The organism is Spirochaetia bacterium (genome assembly GCA_022482625.1).
Classification (GTDB): domain Bacteria; phylum Spirochaetota; class Spirochaetia; order Sphaerochaetales; family Sphaerochaetaceae; genus Pleomorphochaeta.
The window spans coordinates 809,643-828,841 of record JAKVOU010000001.1 but is presented as its reverse complement, the minus strand read 5'-3'; the positions used below and the strand labels follow the sequence as shown (position 1 = coordinate 828,841).

Here is a 19,199-nt window from a genome sequence, read left to right as displayed (position 1 = left end):
CATAGCAAATGCCTTTGTGACCATCTGTCTCGACTACAACCATGGCTGCCTGTTATCTGAAGGGCAGTGCTTATTTTCTGCTCAAGGTAAGCAAGGCCCGCCGATACTGATAAATGGTATTTTTCTTCCAAACTTATGTGGCACGTTTGGAAAAAATGTAGTATACTGGTTCCGTCTGAGAGGCATATCGAAACAGACGAGCCATAAGTCATTGGCCTGAAACTTGCGATGGTCGGTATCGATTTTACCAGTAATACACATGATTGATGATACCTTAAATGATGTCACAGTGTGTTTTTTTATATGGAATTGTCCAGCTTTTGCTAGTGAAGCTGTACTGATACTGGGTAGAGGAATATAGAAATATCATAGTTTCTGTATTAGAATTGATTTTTTCTCCAGTATAGCTATAGAGTTTGGCAGAATTTTGACATGATAACTATAAAAAAAACTTATTGCTCTTGTAAGGAGAGAAATTTGATGGTATTACTTTATGAGTAGGGCGTGATTATGACGAAGACTATTGCATTTCATTTACAGAAAGGTGGCGTAGGCAAGACTACCATTTCAGGGACACTTGCCTGCCAGTCCGCGATGTCAGGGATTCCGACATTGCTTATCGATGTCGATCCTCAGGGGAATGCTTCCTCTTGGTTCCTAAGGGAAGCACCTGATTGGGAACTTTCTGATGTCGTACAGGGCAAATGTTTTCCTATGGATGCGGTTGTTCCTGTACAGCAGGTCCAGAACCTTTCGATCCTTCCTACCTTCGGTATCGGAGGTTCTCTCAAGCCCTATTCGGAAACAAAACTGGCTGATGAGCCATATGTCATCCAAGATTTGGTCAAGGAACTTGGGAAGAACTTTGAGAGGATTATTCTCGATCTTTCCCCTGGACTGGGTCGGCTGGAACGTTCTGCTCTTATTGCTGCCGATGAAGTCATTACACCTATGACACCTGAAACCTTCAGTCTTGACGGACTTGAGATATTCATAGACGAACTTGCTAAGTTGAAAAAAAATTTTCGGTCAAATATACTGCATGACAAAGTTGTCATAAATTCCTATGATAACAGGATCAAGCAGCATCGAGATATCTATGAGGCTGCCTGCAAGGGTGATTTTACCGTATACCAGATACCCGTGGATCCGATATTCAGGAAGGCACAGGAAGAAAAGACGGCACCCCAGCTTCTCAAGGAAAACGGCAAGGGGATGAAGGATCGTACCCGGGAAACTTTCCTGGAGATGGAAAAGGAAATTTGGAGATAGCATATGGCATTGAAGAGGACAAAGGCTGAAATAGAACCAGAAACAGCAGAAAACGTGAATGTGACGAAAGCCAGCAAATTATTTGCAGCAGAAAAGAAAGTCAAGTCATCAGGCAAAGAGAAGAAAATACTTACGACATTTTCCATAGAGCCGTCCTTTAAGGAAGACCTTGAAGAAATGTATGACCAGATGGGACTTGGCTGGGCTTCCGGGACACGTTTTGCCTTGAAGTATTTCCAAAGGAATTTCAAGTTTCAAAAAGAAGAGGATGAGGAAAATTGATTTTTTTCCTACAGATATCACGAAGCAGAAGAGGCAGCGCAGAGCTGCCTTATTTTTATGCTTTTATCCTTGTCAGAAGACCGCTAGAGCAATGATGTAATTATTTTAAAGTAGATATTATATACCGAATTAGGAATATATATTTTTATAAATATATTCTTGATACTAAGTAGGTTCCAACGACATACCTGAAATTGCAACAGTGCTCTGTTGTATTTTTCTTTCCCTCGGCCTTTTTTTTCAGTATACTGGCAAGGTGACTACAGGGAGGTAGCATGGTTCACGAGTGGTGGGAAACAGCTGTCATCTATCAGATATACGTCCGGAGTTTTCAAGACAGCAATGGTGACGGAATAGGGGATTTGTACGGCATAGTCCAACATCTGGACTATTTGACGGGACTTGGTGTAGGTGCCCTTCTGCTATCTCCCATCTTTCCCTCACCGAAGAATGATATGGGCTATGATATTTCGGATTATCGCTCTATAGATCCTGAATTGGGTACCATGGATGATTTCATGATGCTGTTGGATGCGGCACATAAACAGGGACTGAAAGTGATACTTGATATACAGCTTTCCAATACTTCCATCGAACATCCCTGGTTTCGGCAAAGCAGGGCTGGCAAGGACAATGACAAAAGTGATTTCTATATCTGGCAGGACAAAGTTCCCAACAATTGGAGATCTTTCTTCGGTGGGTCAGCGTGGACGTTTGACAGCAAGCGGGGCCAGTATTATCTCCACTCCTTCCTTCCTGAAGCCCCTGATCTCAATTGGAGGAACCAGGATATGGTTGATGCGGTACTTGCTGACCTTGCCTACTGGTTGGAGCTGGGAGTCGACGGATTTAGGCTTTCTGCCATAAATCTCATTGTAAAGGACCGTACTTTCAGAAATAATCCGCTTTATCCCGGACACTATACCCGCTATAACAAGCAGCGGCATATTTTTGATAGGAATCGTCCGTTTGCACATCGACGAATTCGGGCAATAAGGGACCTTGCAAACTCTTACGATGATAAAGTGCTCATCGGAGAGATAATTGTCGAACCTCCTGGGGAACCGGAAGTCGTTGCAAGTTATTATGGTACGTTCAATGATGAACTGAACCTCGCCTTTGACTATTCCCTGATCAACCTGCCATTCAAGTCCAATGTCTGGAAGACTGCGGCGCAACGCTGGTATGATGCAGTCGGCCGAAATTGGCCGGCCTGGGTGCTTTCAAACCATGACCACATCAGGATGGCAACTAAATTCAAAGGCAATGTGGATAAGATCAGGCTTGCTGCCATGTTCCTTTTTACTCAGCGAGGAACGATGTTCCTTTATTATGGACAGGAACTTGGATTGGAAAATTCACATGTCGGTACAAAGGAATCCCATGATGTGCTTGCCGGCAGATTCTTGTTCAGATATAAGAGCCGTGACGGAGAACGGGGACCGATGATCTGGAAGGCAATCGAACGTTTCGGAGGTTTTTCCGAGCATCAGCCATGGTTGCCTCTGGTAGCCCACAGGGAACGCTTCGCAGCAGACAGCCAGGCTCAGGCTGAAGTATCTACATATCATTACTATCAGAAATTCATTCGGCTGAGGAAGAAACATCCTGCCTTGATTGATGGATCGTGTTCATTCTTGCAGTCACCTGACAAGAATGTGCTTGCTTATCTTCGGAGTGCCGAAAACGAAACATTGCTTATGGTGCTTAATTTTTCTACCAGGACCAAGGATGTCCAGCTGAACATGCTTGGCATTCCGTTCAGTGCTGGCGATATGGTCTTTTCTACGAACAAACAGGCAAAACCTCCTGTCAGGGAAGGGAATACCCTTCATATGCATGGGCTTGAAGGCGCTATTTATTCTATGTTGCTCTGAGATCAGAAGCGCTCAGGAAGGAGTAGGTGCAAAACTGTCCAAGGCCCGTTCTTCGGCATTGACCAGACGCCTTTTGTTCTCTGGTTTTTCTTTTGATACTTTCAGCCCCAATGGTGCAAACAATTCTTCAGCAAGGGCCAATGAACGACCTCCGAAAGCTTTTATTGCCAGTGGTTTTCCATGCTCTGTCATGTATGTTGCCATGGCATAGAACAGTCCATCTTTTCCTGCTTCTGGAAAAAAGAAATGGAGGAATGGTTCTTCATTGCCCTTTTTCAGGTCCGTCAGGATCGCTGCATAGCAGTAACGCCAGTTGCTCTTGTAGTCTTCAATGGGAAAGCCTGGGCAGAAGATGTCAAAATAGGCGATTTGTCCTGGATTCTGCTTTGCGTGCCTGGCATCAGTCACAGCTTTTGAATCAGGAGAAAAAGGTCCTGGTATATCCAGCTCTTCAGCTTCGGCAATCCAGTCGACTTGAAGCGGTTGCCAGAGGAATCCCTTTTTCTCGCCTTTTGCAAAGGGAATGTAATCCAGTTGCTGTGAATCCTTTGCGCCAGTTTCCTCGAACCAAGTCTGGAAAGTTGAATTTTCCTTGTCCTTGCCATGGGCAGGAAAGTATGCTGTGGCATCCAGGACGACAGCCATGGCCTTCTTCAGGATATCCAAGCCATTTTCATCGTCTGATAGCTCTTGCTGGAATGACATCGGGTGTTGCCGCCGGAAGACAGGAAAGCGGGCATCGGACCATTTGTGGGAAGTCAGCAGTGAAAGTTCATCTTCCTGGAGTTCCTCTTCGCTGAGGAAGGAAAGGCAATAACAATCCTTTTTCAGTTCCTTTTCCAAATAATCAAAGCCGGAGGCATACGGAGGGATATCGAAGGACCTGCAGAGAGTCTTGAAGGCTTTTGAGCCTACGAAGACCTGCATCGAAAGGTCACGGCCTTCCTTCCCAAAGAAAATATAAGCCCTTTCATTTATTCCCGGCTGGAAACCAAGGACGTCAAGGGAACTGAAAAGTTTCCAAGGATCTGCAGCAAGCAGCTTTTCAGCCAGCTGCAGCACTTCAGTCATAGTCGTATCATCATTACTCATTATGCTGCTCCTTTGCCTTATGCTTTGAGAGGCGGGCAATCAGATCATTGAACTGGGCCTTTGCTTCTTCGGTGCCGATTATCCTGTTCGGATCTTCTTCATTGAACAATGCAACAGGAATTTCTTCAAGGAAACGGGAAGGTTGGCTCGGTACCATTTCATTGCCTCTTTTCCTGTTTTCGCAGGTACTGATGACAAGTATACGCTTGGCCCGGGTAATGGCAACATAGAAAAGCCTCCTTTCTTCCTCAAGATTCCTTGGATCTTCTTCAAGTGACCTTGCATTGGGAATGATATGGTCTTCGATGCCGGCAAGATACACAGTGTCCCATTCCAAGCCCTTTGCTGCGTGCATAGTCATGAGATTTAATTTTGCAGAACTGTCTTCTGTACCGTCATCCTTGCCGATCAGGCAGATGCGATTGATCCAATCAAACATCGAACGGTTTTCATTGAGAGGATTCCGTTCCCAACGTGCAAGCATCGTACACAGCAGTTCGATACCTTTCATCTTGTATTTGACGGCGGCTTCGCTGTTTTCATCTTCAATGAGGAAGTCCCTGTAGTTGATTTCATTGATCATGTTGCGGAGGACCATGTTACGTTGTCCTTCTTCATGTTCAAATCTATCACTGAAGGTCTCGATCAACGTATAGAACTTGGACAGGGATTTTTTTGTGCTTTCCCGTAGCCTTGGATCAGTACTGTTTGCCATCAAGGCAAGTGCTGAATAAAGTGATATGTGGTTGTTCTCGGCTACGCTCCGTATTTTCTCGACGGTCACCCGTCCGATGCCCCTTCTTGGCGTGTTGATGATCCGCAGAAAGTTGACATCATCATCAGGATTGGCAATGACCTTGAGGTAGCTGACGATATCCCTGATTTCTTTTCTATCAAAGAAACTTTGGCCGCCGCTGACCAAGCATGGTATGTCACGTTCCATCAAGGCTGTTTCAAAACGTGGTATCAGTGCATTTGTCCTGACGAGGATGGCAAAGTTACCCAAAGGGATGTTTTCCCTTTTCTGCTGTTCGATGATCCGACGTACGATGACCATTGCCTCCTGGTCGCCGTCGGTAGGATGGATGAGGTAGATGTTCGAACCCATGCCGCTTTTTGTCCAGAGTTTCTTTTGCTTGCGTTGTGTATTTTTGGCAATGAGCGTGTTTGCAGCCTCAAGGATTGTGCCTGTACTCCGATAGTTCCTTTCCAGCATGATCTGACGCCGTTCAGGGAAGTCTTGCTCGAAAAGTACGATGTTCTGGAAATTTGCACCTCTCCATGAATAGATGCTCTGATCATCATCTCCGACCACGCAGAGATTCCGATTCCTCTGTGCGATAAGCTTGACGAATTTATATTGGCAGAGGGATGTATCCTGAAATTCATCGACGAGGATATATTGATAACGGTCCTGGACTTTTGCGAGAATATCTGGAAATTGTGTAAATAAATCAATCGGCTTTGTAATCAAGTCATCGAAATCGACAGCATTGAAGGCTTTCAGATGCTTTTCATATTCATCATACAGTCCCTGCATGTTGCTTGAAATGGCTTGTGTTATCCTGCCTGTCTTTATATCTGAGATCATCTGGCCTATTTCCCTGAGGTCAAACAGGGAAAGGTCTCCGCCCCGTCCGATGATCACCTGCCTGATCAAGGCAGTCCTGTCGTTGGTATCATAGATGGTGAAATTGTTTTTCCATCCCAGATGTTGGATGAATTGCTTCAGCAGCCCCAGGCCGAAGGCATGGAATGTTGAGGTTCTGAGGTGTTGCAATGGCAACTCTGTAAGCTTCCTTACTCTGTCTGCCATTTCTGCTGCAGCCTTGTTCGTAAAGGTAAGGGCAAGTATGTTCTTTTCAGAAATTCCCAGGTCCAGCAGATGGGCAATCCTGTATGTTATCATCCTGGTCTTGCCGCTTCCTGCACCTGCTATGATAAGAAGCGGCCCCTCGGTCAGAGAAGCTGCTTCATACTGCTTGTCGTTCAATTCTGCTTTGAGATTCACGTGCACCTAAAATATCCTCATATGCCATTCGGGCTCTAAGAGAGCATAACGGTTCCCCTTGCAGAAATGCAAGGGGAAAGAGGAAGCTTCCGCTATCGCAGGCCTGTTGCAAGTTGCAGGTACCCCAGGTAGGCACCGTCAATGCTGGAAAGCTCTACGTGTTCATCATCCGTATGTGCCAGATATTCCTCACTTGGACCAAAACCGATGGTCGGTATTTTCAGTATACCGCATGAGGATGAGCCGTTCGTACAGAATGAATAGCTATGTAGCTCCGGTTCTTTTCCAAGGGCTGTGGCAAGTGCTTCTAGAGCTTTTTTGACCAGAGTACTGTCCTTGTTTACTACCCATGCAGGCGCAAAACGGATTGGGTTTACTTCGAATCCTGTATAGGTTTTGTCAGTAAATCCTTCAATCCTTGCAGTTGCCTTGAATTTCGGATCTTCTTTTTCAAGTTTTTCAATAAGTAACTGTATAGGTGCCAGTACACTTTCCTTTGTTTCTCCAGGAAGCAATCTCCTGTCGTAGGTTACCCTGCAGGCTGCAGGAACGACTGAAGCTCCCGGATAAGGGGATGAGATGATATCCGTCAAGACCAATTCACCTTTTCCTAGCAGGGGATGGGTTGGGACCGGCAGTTGATTGACTTGTGCAACCAACCTGAGCATAAGAAGCACGGCATTGATGCCGATAGAAGGATTTGCCGAGTGGGCAGGCTTACCTTGCGTTTCCATGACTATTTCTGCACGGCCTCTCTGTCCGATGTTCAGCCGAAGTCCTGTTGATTCTCCGATGACGACGTAGTCAGGATGCAGTTTCTGCAGGATGAAGGAGAGGGTATAACCTTCGGCTATTTCCTCAAAGATCGTACCGCTGACATACAGGTCGCCATGGGGCAATCCCAGTTGCTTCACCTTTGCAACAGCAAGGACCATTGCTGCGACGGCTCCTTTCATGTCGCTGATGCCACGGCCCCAGATCTTTCCGTCCTTGATGGTACCCCCGAAGGGATCTGTTGTCCAGCCGTTCTCCTTTGGAACTGCTACGGTATCGACATGTCCGTCAAAGAGTACGCTGGCTGCTCCTGCTTGGTTGGCATTGATTTTGCCGATGACATTGCCGACTTCATCAATCCAGACATCATCATAGCCGGCCTGTTCCATGGCCTGTTTCAAAAAATGGGTAATTTTTGTTTCCGTTCCGGTAACACTGGGAATCTGTACAAGTGATTGGCAGAGACTGTGCAGCTTCTGCTGGTCTTCATCACATAATGTTGTCATTTCTTATTCCTCTATTTCAATTGCTCCGGCCGGGCAGACTTCGTGGCAACAATAGCATCGGATGCATTTTTGTGCTGTCAGTCCAACATGCCCGTCCTTCAATTCCAAGGCTTTTGCAGGACAGATTTCTATGCATCGTCCGCATCGTATGCATTTGTCAGCGATAAATCTCGGAGGTTGACGTCTCAGGTTTTCTTCCCTGTCACTGCTGTCAAGGCTTTTTCCTCCGCAGCGGAGAAAATCCTTGATCATGATGTCAGATGGATGCAGGAGAGGATAGTGGATATCCTCTAAGTTACGAAGTCCCGTAAGGCCGTTTTTCAATGCAAAGGCATTTGTAGGGATGGAAAGGGGATCATATCCCATGATGGTTGATGCTGCAACATCTATTGCCACGCAGTCTTTTCCTCCTAGAAGAAGTCCGATTTGCCTTGGTTTGCCGTTTGCAGGGCCTGCACCTTCCATGCCGATGATACCGTCCATCAGGGCATAGTCCACATGTGCTTGGCTGAAGATGCCACAGAGCATCTTTGCGAAGGAACCTCTAGTCGGGTGATGGACATGCTGGGCACTTTTGTAGAGACTGGGAACAGTTCCGAACAAATTCTTTACTGCTCCCGTCATCAGCATGAGTTCATGTGTCTTGAACTTCGGGAGGTCAATGACTACATCCACTTCATCAAGGATCGCTGCCATAGGAATGGAATGGTGTACGTATGGAAGCTTCTTCTTTACCGGAAATTGAGTAAAATCAATCCATTCGATGCCTTTTTCTTCGCATACTTGATACAAACCGCATGCTGTGGGTTTTGAGTTTTTCTTCTGAATCGAGGGAGAATCTCCTGCGACGATTTTCTCAGCCCCTTTGTCTATGAGCAGTTCAATCATTGCCCTGAGGATTGCAGGATTTGTCGTAATAGCTCGGTCAGGGGTCGAATCCGAAAGTATGTTTGGTTTGAGCAGGACCTTTTTTCCCTTGACGATTGGAAAATCTGACTTTTCTATGACCAGTTCAATGGCTTTTTTCAATTTGTCTGCTTCGTAACTGTCACAAGGCACGATTGCAACATCAGTCATCTGTACTTACCTCCTGGCTCAGCTGAGTCTTTCAAGCTTGCAGAAGTACATGGGGCCTTGCCCCTGTGCTTTGTCAGGAAGGATGATTCTGCCATATTTGCATGGTTCGCTTCCTGCTTCATCAATTTCTACCAGTCTGAAACGTCCTGGCCTTTTTTTGAAAAGTTTTTCGATGATACCCTCATCTTCTTCTTTTGCGATTGCACATGTCGAATAGAGGATGGTACCGCCTATCTTTACGGCTTCCAGTGCAGCGGCCAGCATGGCAAACTGTTGGACCGAAAGCCGTTTTGGACGATTTGGTGTCCATTGTGCAAGATAATGGGCATCCTTGAGGACGTGGCGTTCACTGGAACACGGGGCATCCAGCAAAATCTTGTCATAGATCTGCTGCTCATACAGTCCCCACCGGGCAGCATCATGGGCTTGGATGGTAATATTGGTTCTCCAGACTTCTTTCAGATGTGTTTCTATGACCCTATGCAATCTGGCTCTTCTGGTACTGCTACGGTCATTGCATACCAATCGTCCTGTTCCTTTCAAGGTTGAGGCAATGACCAAGGTCTTTCCACCTGGGGCCGCACACATATCCAGTACGTAATCCTGTGCTTCTGTTCCAAGCAACCTTGCACATCGTATGGACGCAGAATCAAGGTAATAGGGAGTTTCCAGTCCTTCTTGAAAAGCTACAGGAGCATGCTCTTCAAGCATGGCAGTTTTCAAAGAGTCCCATCTGTCTGGGTATTGTTGCCTGTAGAAATCATTGAAGCGTTCTTCTGCATCTGTTTGCTTTCTTTGCCTGCTCATAGCAGAAGCATACTTCTTTTTCCTTGGTTTGGGTAGTTGGAAACAGATGAAGAAAAGTTTTATGGGTGACATTGTCACTGAATAAACAGGACTGTTAGCCTAAGTTTACAGTATGGCATATATAACGGCACTTCTTGAGGGACTGCTCAGTTTCATAAGTCCCTGTGTACTTCCTATGATACCATTATATATCGGCTATTTAGCCGGTGATGTAGCTACGGAAGGATCACAGAAAAAAAGGCAATGGGTAAATACGGTTTTCTTTATTCTCGGTTTTACCCTTTTCTTTGTTGCTTTGGGAGCTACGGCAACTGCATTGGGAGCATATCTTAGCCGGCACCTTGCTACGCTGAACAAAATTGGCGGTGGATTGATCATTTTGCTGTCCTTGGGCTTTCTTGGTGCCGGCTTTTTGCCTGTTTTGGGCAATACGTATAAACTGCAGTTCAAGAACCCTCGGTCACTTGGTGTACTTTCATCATTGCTTTTCGGGCTTGTATTCGCAATAGGATGGTCACCTTGTACAGGTCCGTTCCTTGGTTCTGCTCTGATGATGGCCGCCAATGCCGAAACAGTAGGCAAGGGCATGCTTTCTCTGTTTGCATATGCCATGGGTCTTGCAGTGCCCTTTGCCCTGTCCTCTTTGCTGTTGAATCAACTTGAGAGTGCGTTTTCATTCATCAAGAAGCACTATGTGGCAGTGGAAAGGATCAGTGGCATCCTGTTGCTGGCAATGGGAATCGTAATGGTACTGGGGTATTCCCCGGCAATGCTTTTCTAGGTTTAAGGAGATGGATCATAGTATGGAAGACAAAGACGATAAAGATAAGAAAGTGGCACCTTCCCATAAGGGCTTTATCATTTCGGCTATAGTCATCATAGCTGTATTTGTCATAGCGGCAGTTGTGTATCCGAGGCTTAAGGCTTCTGAGAGTCCTGAAATAACTCTCAGTCCTATCAACAGTACTGTTCCGATTAAGGCAGAAACGGAAAAGACAGTGACTGATAATAAGGCAGATTCTCAGCAAACGGAACAACCGGTGATCGATACCCAGGCACAACAGGCAGCATCTGTTGATACACAGGCTAGCAATTCACAGGCTAGCAATTCACAGGCTAGTAATTCACAGGCTAGTAATTCACAGGCTAGTAATTCACAGGCTAGTAATTCACAGGCTAGTAATACACAGGCTAGTAATACACAGGCTAGCGATACACAAGCTGAGACTGCTTCGCAGAAATTTCCAGATTTTCCCATTACCCGGCTTGACGGTACGACAGGAAACTTCAGTGATGAACTTGAACCAGGGCTCATTACTGTAATAAACAGCTTTGCATCATGGTGCCCGCCTTGCAAGATGGAGTTGCCTGATTTTATCCAAGCCAGCAAAGACTACAAGGGAAAGGTCAAGTTCCTGTTCTTTGACAACATGGATGGTACGAGGGAGACCAAGCAGACGATTACTGATTTTGCCGCCAAGACATTTCCCTCAGATGCCCATATCTATCTTGATCCGGGTTATGTCAATTACATCGTGAACAGTAATAGTTTGCCTACGACGGTTTTTCTTGATAAAGATGGAAATTATCTTGGTAAATCTGTCGGTGCTATGAGCAAGGAAAGTCTTTATTCAATATTGGACAAACTGTTGCCTAACTGACAGTTGGTTCCGTTTTGTTGGAAAAAGACAGGCTAAGCCTGTCTTTTTTTAGGTATTGACTAAGGAAAAACGGTTTTTTTTTGACATTAGTCAATTGATTTGTAAAGAAAAGCATGTAATAATCGAGATAGATTGACACTACAAGGTGTTACTGTAAGAAAAAATGGGGTTGATGCACTAATGTCGAAGAAAAAAGAGTTTTGCCCATGGGCGTTCCTGGATGCCTATCGTAATGACAAATGGTTTGAGGGTAAATGGCCTACTCTCCCACAGATGTTTGACATCAGTGTGGACCGCTATGGAGAACGTCCTTGCCTGCGGGAATTTGTTCCCGAGGACTGGAGATTGACATATGATCAAGCCAGACAGAAAATTGTTGGATTGGCAAATCATTTTGTATCAAGAGGTTATAAGAAAGGGGACAAAATTGCTGTCTGCGGTAGAAATAGCATAACATGGGTGATTACCTACTATGCTACAGTTTATGCAGGCTGTGTCATTGTCCCTTTGGATGCCAAGGCACTGGACAAGGACCTGGAAAAATTCATGGAGTTTGCCGAGGTCAAATGTCTTGTTGCTGATCTGGATAAACTTAAGCATCTGGAAAAGGACGGACAGCTTGAGCTGGATGAAAAACTTTGCTTGGAAAAGGGAAGTGCCTCTTATACGTATGTCTTGGATGTATTGGAGGGAACTGAGCTGTCAGAAAATGTGCCGAAAGTAGTTTCTGATGATATGGCGGCAATTCTGTTTACCAGCGGGACGACAGGAACTCCTCGTGGCGTGATGCTTACCAATGAAAACTTGGTCAGTGACTGTTATCAGGCACAGTCAAACATGGAATTGTTTCCTACTGACGTGTTCTATGCTATTCTTCCTATCCATCATGCTTATACAATGCAGTCTGTTATGATCGAAGCCCTCAGTGTCGGAGCTGAGGCCGTCATGGGAAAACGGCTTGTCATAAGCCAGGTACTGAAGGAACTCAAGCAGGGAAAAGTGACTATGTTCCTGGGCGTACCCATGCTTTTCAACAAGATGCTTTCAGGTTTGCTCGAAGGCGTAAAGAAGGAGAGCAAGATCGGCTATGTTTTCATCCGAATGGGTATGGGGCTTTCTGGTTTTGTAAAGAAGCTGACAGGAAAGAACATAGGACATCCGATGTTCAATGGACTATTGGCACATCTTTCGCTGGATACGAACAGGATCTGTATCTGTGGAGGAGGACCGCTTCCTTCTTCGACATTCAAGATGTTCAATGAATTGGGCATAGATTTTGTACAGGGGTATGGCCTGACTGAAACCAGTCCGATTACTCATCTGAATCCAATCTATGCCTATGTTGAAACCTCTGTCGGCAAGGTCTGTGCCGGCATAGAACAGAAGATCGTCGATCCTGATGAAAACGGCAATGGTCTGATCTACCTCAAAGGTTCCTGCGTGATGAAAGGGTATTACAAGAACGAGGAAGCTACCAGAGAAATCCTGACAGAGGATGGATGGCTCAATACCGGTGATGTCGGACATATAGACAAGAAAGGATATCTTTATCTGACAGGAAGAGCAAAGAATATCATTGTCACGGAAGGTGGCAAGAATGTATTTCCTGAAGAGATAGAGGACAAGTTCCAGTTGTTCGATGATATTGAACAGATCTGTATCATTCCGTATGTAAAGAATGAAAAGACGAAGGCTGAAGGTATCAAGGCCATTGTCTATCCGTCGGAAGTCTTAAGAAAGGGAGATCCCGAGGAATGTGAAAGCAAGATCAAACGCTATGTGGCTACCGTCAACAAGGATTTGCCTAGTTTCAAGAAGATAGAGAAAATTGTAATTGCCAAGGAAGAACTTGCAATGACCAGTACCCGTAAGATCCAGAGGTTTACAGTTCGAAAACAGTACAGCAACTAGAGGTTGCCGTACGATAGCGCAACATGCATCAGGGTGAAAATCTGTTACTGATGTATGTTGCTGCTGTATTTGCTCCACCTAATGCAAGCAATGAATTGGCAAGGGCTTTTGCATGCTTACGATAAGAATCATCATCAAGGAGACGTTTTGTTGCACTTGCTACTTCGGATGATCTGAAATGCTTCAGATCCAAGAAAATTCCTGCCCCATATTTTGCAATACTCTGCGCATTGTATTTCCGTTCGAAGACTTTTCCTGGGCAGACTAGCTGAGGTACGGAGTTGAGCAGACCGTCGATTATGCTGTTCTGTCCTCCATGGTTGATAAAAACCGCAGTCCTTGGCAACAGGTTCGCAAAATCAAACTTCTGAGCAATATGTATGTTCATGGCTGTCATTGGGGCAGTAGCTATGCCTGCAACATATACTTCAAGAGATGAATTTGCAAAAGCTTTTTCAATGGTCTGCAGTAGCTTACGCTGTGCAATGGCGCCATTGTCCATATAGACAAGTATACAGTTTCTCTTCTTTGCTGCGGGGTGTACTTCCTGTTTCAAGGAGCCTACGAAATACGTATTTGGGATATCCATTGGTTCCAGTTCCTGGCTGGTGGGAATAATCCTCATTGTTGCAGAAAGAAAGAGATCCAGTGTTGAAGAAACGGGATGGAGTTTCAATTCTGCCAGTACTCTGTTGACATCCTTTGCGTAGCGTGGCGTGCTTGCATATGAAGGTTGGGTCGAAAAACTGAAAGAAGCTATCGCTGGTTTGCCTTCTGCTTTTGCTGCAATAAGTGCCGGTATACTGAACTCTGCATAGAGGACATCTGTAGCAAAGTCTTTGATGGCTTGCTGGATTTCAATGATGCTATGTTTCAGATAAGCATAGGACGCTGTACCTGTGAGGTGAAGGGCTTCTTCGAAACTGTGTACGGATTTCTTGCCGATGACACCCAATCTGTCTGCCATGGCATAAATGTGTCTGCCAAGTAGCTCTGGCAATCCCAGTGGTACGGGATCGGAAAAGCTGTGTCGCTTTATTCCTGGCAAGTTGAAGTTGTCTTTTTCATCAGTACAGATAGCTACGTTCATTCCTTTCCTTTGGAAAGCTTCTGCAAATAACCTAGCCCGCGACGCAGGGCCTGAAGTTCCTGCTGTCGCTACCATCGGAACGATAAGTATGTTCATACGTCATGTACCTTCTTTCTAAGTCTAGTCATACAGGAAAGAATGTCTATGGGTAGTCTTGTGACTTTAGTTACTGGATGAATATCTACATTTCCGTTTTGTTTTGGATGGTGAGTAAAACAGTCGTAGAATTTTAGTGCAAGAATATAATATATGAATTTACTTACATTTTGGGATAAGTGTCTATTGCCAAGGCGATAAGGTTGTGACATATTTTACTAGTGCATGGTAAAGGCAGAAAAAAAATGCAAAGATCATGTGACTGTGTGGTTCTCCCCCTGAACCACACAGCGTTTATTAGGATTATTTATATTTCTGATAATAAATAAAACAATGAAATCAAATAACCTGAGTGTCGTTTTGTCTCTCCCCATGGGTTTCATAATACTGTTTTACTACTGACTAAGTATATGGATTTTACATGGGTACCATGCGACGTGAGATGTACAATGTTATGTCACTGCACCTGTGTCATTCTATGTGCTGTGTATATAGAAATGGTTTATGTGTAGATTCACCCTGTTAATTTGGAAAATTCGAGAATATATCCATGTATTTTCATATTTCTATAAGCAAAATAATGGGAATAAGCAAGTTTGGAATTTATCATAAAGGTGTGATTTTTCTTACACTTTATGATAGTTGTCTATTGTAAATAATGAAAGCTATGACATAATCAGAGCTAACAAAACAAGGTTTGGTTTTCTGCAATACCCTGCAGCCTTGTGGATAGCGCAGGAATATTTTATCTGCAGTCAGAAAGGGGTCATCATGCCCATAACCAAGAAATTGGAATCGGGTATACATCCATATAGATTATTGTTCGTTCTGTCTGTTGTCTTTCTAGTGTTGGCAGGCTGTCAGGAACCTGATCCCTACGGTGAACTGCAGTTTGGCTTAGACGAAGGTACCTCCAAGTCAATAACTCCCGGAAGCAGTGCCAAGGTCACCCAGGTGTCCTTCTGGGGGGAAGAGACAAACAGCAGCAAGACGCTTTCCAAGCAGACCTTGGTCCTCGGTGAAAAAAATACGGTCTCCAGCATTCCCGTAGGCACCTGGGACTTCCATGTGGAAGGGATGAACAGCGACGGGACGGTGATCACCGAACAGGCCGATGCGGATGCCGAGGTGAAGTCCGGGGCCACGAGTTCCATCAGCTTCACCCTGCATTACCTTACAAGTGACACCGGGACCTATAGCATAGGGATAAGCTGGCCGGAAGACCTTTCATCAACCTTTACCAAGGTTGAGGCAAGCCTTGGGGACAGCTGGTATGAAGGGACAGCAAGCGGGGGCAGTGCGACGGTGAGTGGCAGTGCCGCTGCAGGCGACTACATGGTAGGGGTGAGGTTTACCAATCCTTCCGGTACACAGCTCACTTTCTCAGGGATGGACATGGTGAACGTGTTCACGGGGCTGGAGTCGAGCGGGACGATAAGCTTCGAGGACGCTGACTTTACCAAGGCAGCACAGCCTACGATAAGCACAGGTGATGTTACCGGCGGCAAGCAGGTGACCATGGCAACCGATACAGCAGAAGCGGCAATCTACTACACGACAGATGGGACTGACCCTGCCACCAGCAGTACGAGAGAGAGCTATACGGCTCCGTTCACCTTGGCAGAGAGCAAGACGGTAGAGGCAGTTGCCGTGAAGGCTGACCTGCTGGATTCAGAGGGAGCCAGCCAAGTCGTCACGGTTTCTGCTGTTGCGACACCGACCTTCAGTCCTGCAGGTGGGACGACCTTTACCAGTACCCAGACAGTGACGATGACGAGTACCAGTGGTGCAACCATCTACTATACGACGGACGGTACGACACCGACAACCAGCAGCAGCCATATTACATCGGGAGGAAGCATTACCCTCAGTGCTACAACAACGGTAAAGGCCATGGCTGTGAAGAGTGGCATGACAGATTCATCAATTGGAACAAGTGGAACTTATACCTTAAAAATAACGTATACTGTAGGTGAAACAGGTCCTGCAGGAGGTTGTGTGTTTTACGATAAGGGTTCTTATTCAGATGGCTGGCGGTATCTAGAAGCAGCTCCTGCAGATGAAGACGGAATTTTTCGTTGGGGTGGTTACGGAACATATATTAATGGTACAGAGACTTCAGTTGGCTCTGGAGAATCAAATACGGAAAGGATTGTGTCAATGTTTGGAGACCAAGAGCCATATCAGAACTGTACAGATTATGCGGCAAAGGTTTGTTCTGAAAAAGTTTATAATGGTTATAATGATTGGTTTTTGCCGAGCAGAGGAGAGCTGTTGCTAATTTGGCATCAGTTATATACCCAAGGATTAGGTGGAGAATTTGTATCTGATGGAACATGCTATTATTGGAGTTCTTCAGAATATGATAAATTTGCCGCTAGTAGTGATTATATGGAAACTAATCATATTTATAATATTAATAAAACCTCTGGTGCACACATTCGTGCTATCCGTTCTTTTTGATTATCTATTTGTCAATTTGACTATTTTGAAAGAATGGTAGGAGTCCTACATATGGAAGCCAATGAACTGATGGCGTTGTACTCTGCTACCTGTTTCATTAGCTCGTTATACCTTGTTGGCTAGCTTCCATCATTTTCCTGCATTGCCCAAGGATGTAGGAAGAAGTAGTAAGAGAGAAAGAAACGTCCCTTTCCATTGACGCATCACCATTGCTGTAGGATTCATGGTACTCTTGGATCCACTTGGAAAAAGAACCGCAGAAATCAGTATAAGCAGGCGGAGTTATATGCTCCATGAGATTCTGAAACTGTTTTTTCAGTACCTTTTCATACGCCATATGCTCCCTGATCGTTCCCGTAAACCAACCATTGTGAGGATAGGTGAAAGAATCAACCAAATAGTGAATCAGTTTGCCTAGCTTGTAGAAATCAAAGACACTTGAAGGAACACTTTGATCTAAGTTTCCCGCCAATTTGGAAATGACGGTCCTCGCAGTTACGAAGTTATGGCCTCCAAGCCACTTAGTCGTAAGAGAACCTCTCAGGAATGTCCCGGGGTTAAAATCAGGTTCGACACAACCTAAAGAAAAAGCAACTTTTTGAAAACGACTGCAGACCGATAGTTGATCCTTGCAAAGTCTCTTGGCAAGTATCTTGTGACAAGCATATTTCATCCAAGCTTCTCCTTCGACCTGTCCTCTATTCTTTATTGTCCAGGACAGTTTCCAACCCCATGTTTTCATCTTTTTATAAAACAATGGCAAACATTGTGTTAGATTTCCGTTAATTCTGTAGTCTAACAGAATCCTGTGTTTTGCAAAAGCCAGTAATTGTAGTTATTCTATGTTGTCGAAAGATCATGTATCCATTTTTCTGATTTCATTCTTCTCAATCCCAGTATGGATTTTGCTATTTCCTCCAATGAGAGCAATGCATAGAGAATCGGAAGCTCCAAGGAAAACACCGTTGCACCGAGGAAGGCTATCGGTACTCCGAAAAGCCAGACAGTGCCTACATCATACAACATTGACTTGGTTGTATCGCCACCGCTTCTGAGTATTCCTATGATGATAGTTGCATCCATAGCCGTAAGAGGCATTCTGAATGCAACAGCTATGCAGGATTCATAGACCAGTTGTCTGACCATATCACTGACTTTGAAAAACGGTAACAGAGGGTAGGGAGCCAGAGCATTCAGCCCTCCTATGATACACCCCAACAACAGGCTGAAAATAATTGCCGCATGCGCATAATCGGAAGCCTTTTGCGGCTCTTTCCTGCCTATTTGCTGACCTACCAGGATTGCCGTAGCATTTGCAAGGCCAAAGATGGCAACCGTGCAGAGATTAAAGATGCCATCAATGATCGGCACTGCGCTCATTACTTCTACGCCGAGCCTTGAAAAGGCGACTTTATACATTGAAAAACCCAAGGCCCACAAAGTTTCGTTTGCAATGACAGGAAGTATCCGGACAAAGGTCTTGTGTGCAAAGTCCCTGGGAACAATCCAGTAGTGTGGTGAGTCAATCCATAAGGGACTGTCCTTGTGCAACAATAGATAACAGACAAAGGCTGACAGTTCAATGACTTTGCTGATGGTAGTAGCCAATGCAGCACCCTTGACACCAAGTTCCGGAAATGGACCTATGCCAAAGATAAGCAGGTAATTGCCAAGGATATCAGTAGCAAGGGCAATTGCGGAAACCACTAGGGGTAAGGTAGGTTTTCCGATTGAACGTAGACCCAATGACAGCACAAGGCTGATACCCATACAGATATAACTTGGAGCAACCATCCGAAGATAATCGCAACCATAGGTGATGACTTGGGTATCATCGGTAAAGATACCCATGACTTTCGGCGCAAAACTGCTTGAAAGAAGCGCTGTAGGAATGGATACGATCAGAGAAATAAGTAAGGAGAAAGCGATTACTTGTTTTATGCCATGTTTGTTTCCCGCTCCCCAATACTGGCTTACAAAAATGGAACATCCACTGGAAAGTCCAAAAAAGAACAATGTTACGATGAATGAGACTTGAGTTGCCATACCTACTGCGGCTACAGCTTTTCCACCCAGCTGTCCGATCATAGTGGTATCGACGAATGAAACTCCGTTGATCAATAGATTTTGCAGAATGATCGGGAGAGCAAAAGGCAATACCTTTTTCAAAAATTCAAGGTTATATTTGTTTTGTTCAGCAGGCATGAGCGCCAGTATAGTAGAAAAAATTCCTTGTGACAATCTGAGTAAACTCAGAAACAAAATACCACGGTCCCATTA

General features: G+C 45.0%; 15 protein-coding genes. 7 read left to right on the top strand and 8 right to left on the bottom strand.

What is annotated here, in order from left to right:
* Positions 1 to 510: 510 nt before the first annotated feature.
* The 3 genes from LKE40_03695 to LKE40_03685 all read left to right on the top strand — a co-directional run bounded on the left by LKE40_03695 (position 511) and on the right by LKE40_03685 (position 3,431).
* Entirely contained in the window at positions 511 to 1,272 is a 762-nt protein-coding gene (locus tag LKE40_03695; protein MCH3916573.1) for a ParA family protein, read from the top strand.
* Between the two features lie 3 nt (positions 1,273 to 1,275).
* On the top strand, positions 1,276 to 1,554 hold the full coding sequence (locus tag LKE40_03690) for a hypothetical protein (GenBank protein ID MCH3916572.1): 279 nt from the start codon (positions 1,276 to 1,278) through the stop codon (positions 1,552 to 1,554).
* A 275-nt stretch (positions 1,555 to 1,829) separates the two neighbouring features.
* Positions 1,830 to 3,431: an alpha-amylase family glycosyl hydrolase gene (locus LKE40_03685; GenBank protein ID MCH3916571.1), complete on the top strand. Its 1,602-nt coding sequence runs from the start codon at positions 1,830 to 1,832 to the stop codon at positions 3,429 to 3,431.
* Between the two features lie 12 nt (positions 3,432 to 3,443).
* On the opposite strand, the gene LKE40_03680 is transcribed toward LKE40_03685, so the two are convergent.
* The 5 genes from LKE40_03680 to LKE40_03660 form a co-directional block, all read right to left on the bottom strand.
* Positions 3,444 to 4,523: a hypothetical protein gene (locus LKE40_03680; GenBank protein ID MCH3916570.1), complete on the bottom strand. Its 1,080-nt coding sequence runs from the start codon at positions 4,521 to 4,523 to the stop codon at positions 3,444 to 3,446.
* Positions 4,516 to 6,534 carry a UvrD-helicase domain-containing protein gene (locus LKE40_03675; GenBank protein ID MCH3916569.1) on the bottom strand — a complete coding sequence of 673 codons (2,019 nt, stop codon included), beginning with the start codon at positions 6,532 to 6,534 and terminating at the stop codon, positions 4,516 to 4,518. Before LKE40_03675 ends, LKE40_03680 begins: the two co-directional genes overlap by 8 nt.
* Positions 6,535 to 6,626: 92 nt before the next feature.
* Positions 6,627 to 7,814, bottom strand: coding sequence for a YgeY family selenium metabolism-linked hydrolase (locus tag LKE40_03670; protein ID MCH3916568.1), 1,188 nt, complete (start codon positions 7,812 to 7,814; stop codon positions 6,627 to 6,629).
* A gap of 3 nt (positions 7,815 to 7,817) precedes the next feature.
* A complete protein-coding gene (locus LKE40_03665; protein ID MCH3916567.1) occupies positions 7,818 to 8,891 on the bottom strand; it encodes a DUF362 domain-containing protein in 1,074 nt (357 codons plus the stop codon).
* A gap of 18 nt (positions 8,892 to 8,909) precedes the next feature.
* Entirely contained in the window at positions 8,910 to 9,698 is a 789-nt protein-coding gene (locus LKE40_03660; GenBank protein ID MCH3916566.1) for an RsmB/NOP family class I SAM-dependent RNA methyltransferase, read from the bottom strand.
* A 112-nt stretch (positions 9,699 to 9,810) separates the two neighbouring features.
* Here LKE40_03660 and LKE40_03655 point away from each other — a divergent pair, with 112 nt between their 5' ends.
* The 3 genes from LKE40_03655 (at position 9,811) to LKE40_03645 (ending at position 13,270) form a co-directional block, all read left to right on the top strand.
* Positions 9,811 to 10,479: a cytochrome c biogenesis protein CcdA gene (locus tag LKE40_03655; protein MCH3916565.1), complete on the top strand. Its 669-nt coding sequence runs from the start codon at positions 9,811 to 9,813 to the stop codon at positions 10,477 to 10,479.
* 22 nt (positions 10,480 to 10,501) lie between these two features.
* Entirely contained in the window at positions 10,502 to 11,359 is an 858-nt protein-coding gene (locus tag LKE40_03650; protein ID MCH3916564.1) for a redoxin domain-containing protein, read from the top strand.
* A 180-nt stretch (positions 11,360 to 11,539) separates the two neighbouring features.
* The gene (locus LKE40_03645; protein ID MCH3916563.1) at positions 11,540 to 13,270 is read left to right on the top strand and encodes an acyl--CoA ligase; all 1,731 of its coding nucleotides are present in this window, start codon (positions 11,540 to 11,542) and stop codon (positions 13,268 to 13,270) included.
* A gap of 28 nt (positions 13,271 to 13,298) precedes the next feature.
* On the opposite strand, the gene LKE40_03640 is transcribed toward LKE40_03645, so the two are convergent.
* Entirely contained in the window at positions 13,299 to 14,456 is a 1,158-nt protein-coding gene (locus LKE40_03640) for a hypothetical protein (GenBank protein MCH3916562.1), read from the bottom strand.
* Positions 14,457 to 15,227: 771 nt separating this feature from the next.
* On the opposite strand from LKE40_03640, the gene LKE40_03635 reads away from it, so the two are divergent.
* Positions 15,228 to 16,919, top strand: coding sequence for a chitobiase/beta-hexosaminidase C-terminal domain-containing protein (locus tag LKE40_03635; GenBank protein MCH3916561.1), 1,692 nt, complete (start codon positions 15,228 to 15,230; stop codon positions 16,917 to 16,919).
* Positions 16,920 to 17,016: 97 nt separating this feature from the next.
* Here LKE40_03635 and LKE40_03630 read toward each other — a convergent pair whose 3' ends face one another.
* Together LKE40_03630 and LKE40_03625 are read right to left on the bottom strand one after the other, a co-directional pair.
* A complete protein-coding gene (locus tag LKE40_03630; protein ID MCH3916560.1) occupies positions 17,017 to 17,592 on the bottom strand; it encodes a zinc dependent phospholipase C family protein in 576 nt (191 codons plus the stop codon).
* 167 nt (positions 17,593 to 17,759) lie between these two features.
* Positions 17,760 to 19,088 (bottom strand): MATE family efflux transporter, encoded by a 1,329-nt coding sequence (locus tag LKE40_03625; GenBank protein ID MCH3916559.1) that lies wholly within the window; start codon positions 19,086 to 19,088, stop codon positions 17,760 to 17,762.
* Between the last annotated feature and the right edge of the window lie 111 nt (positions 19,089 to 19,199).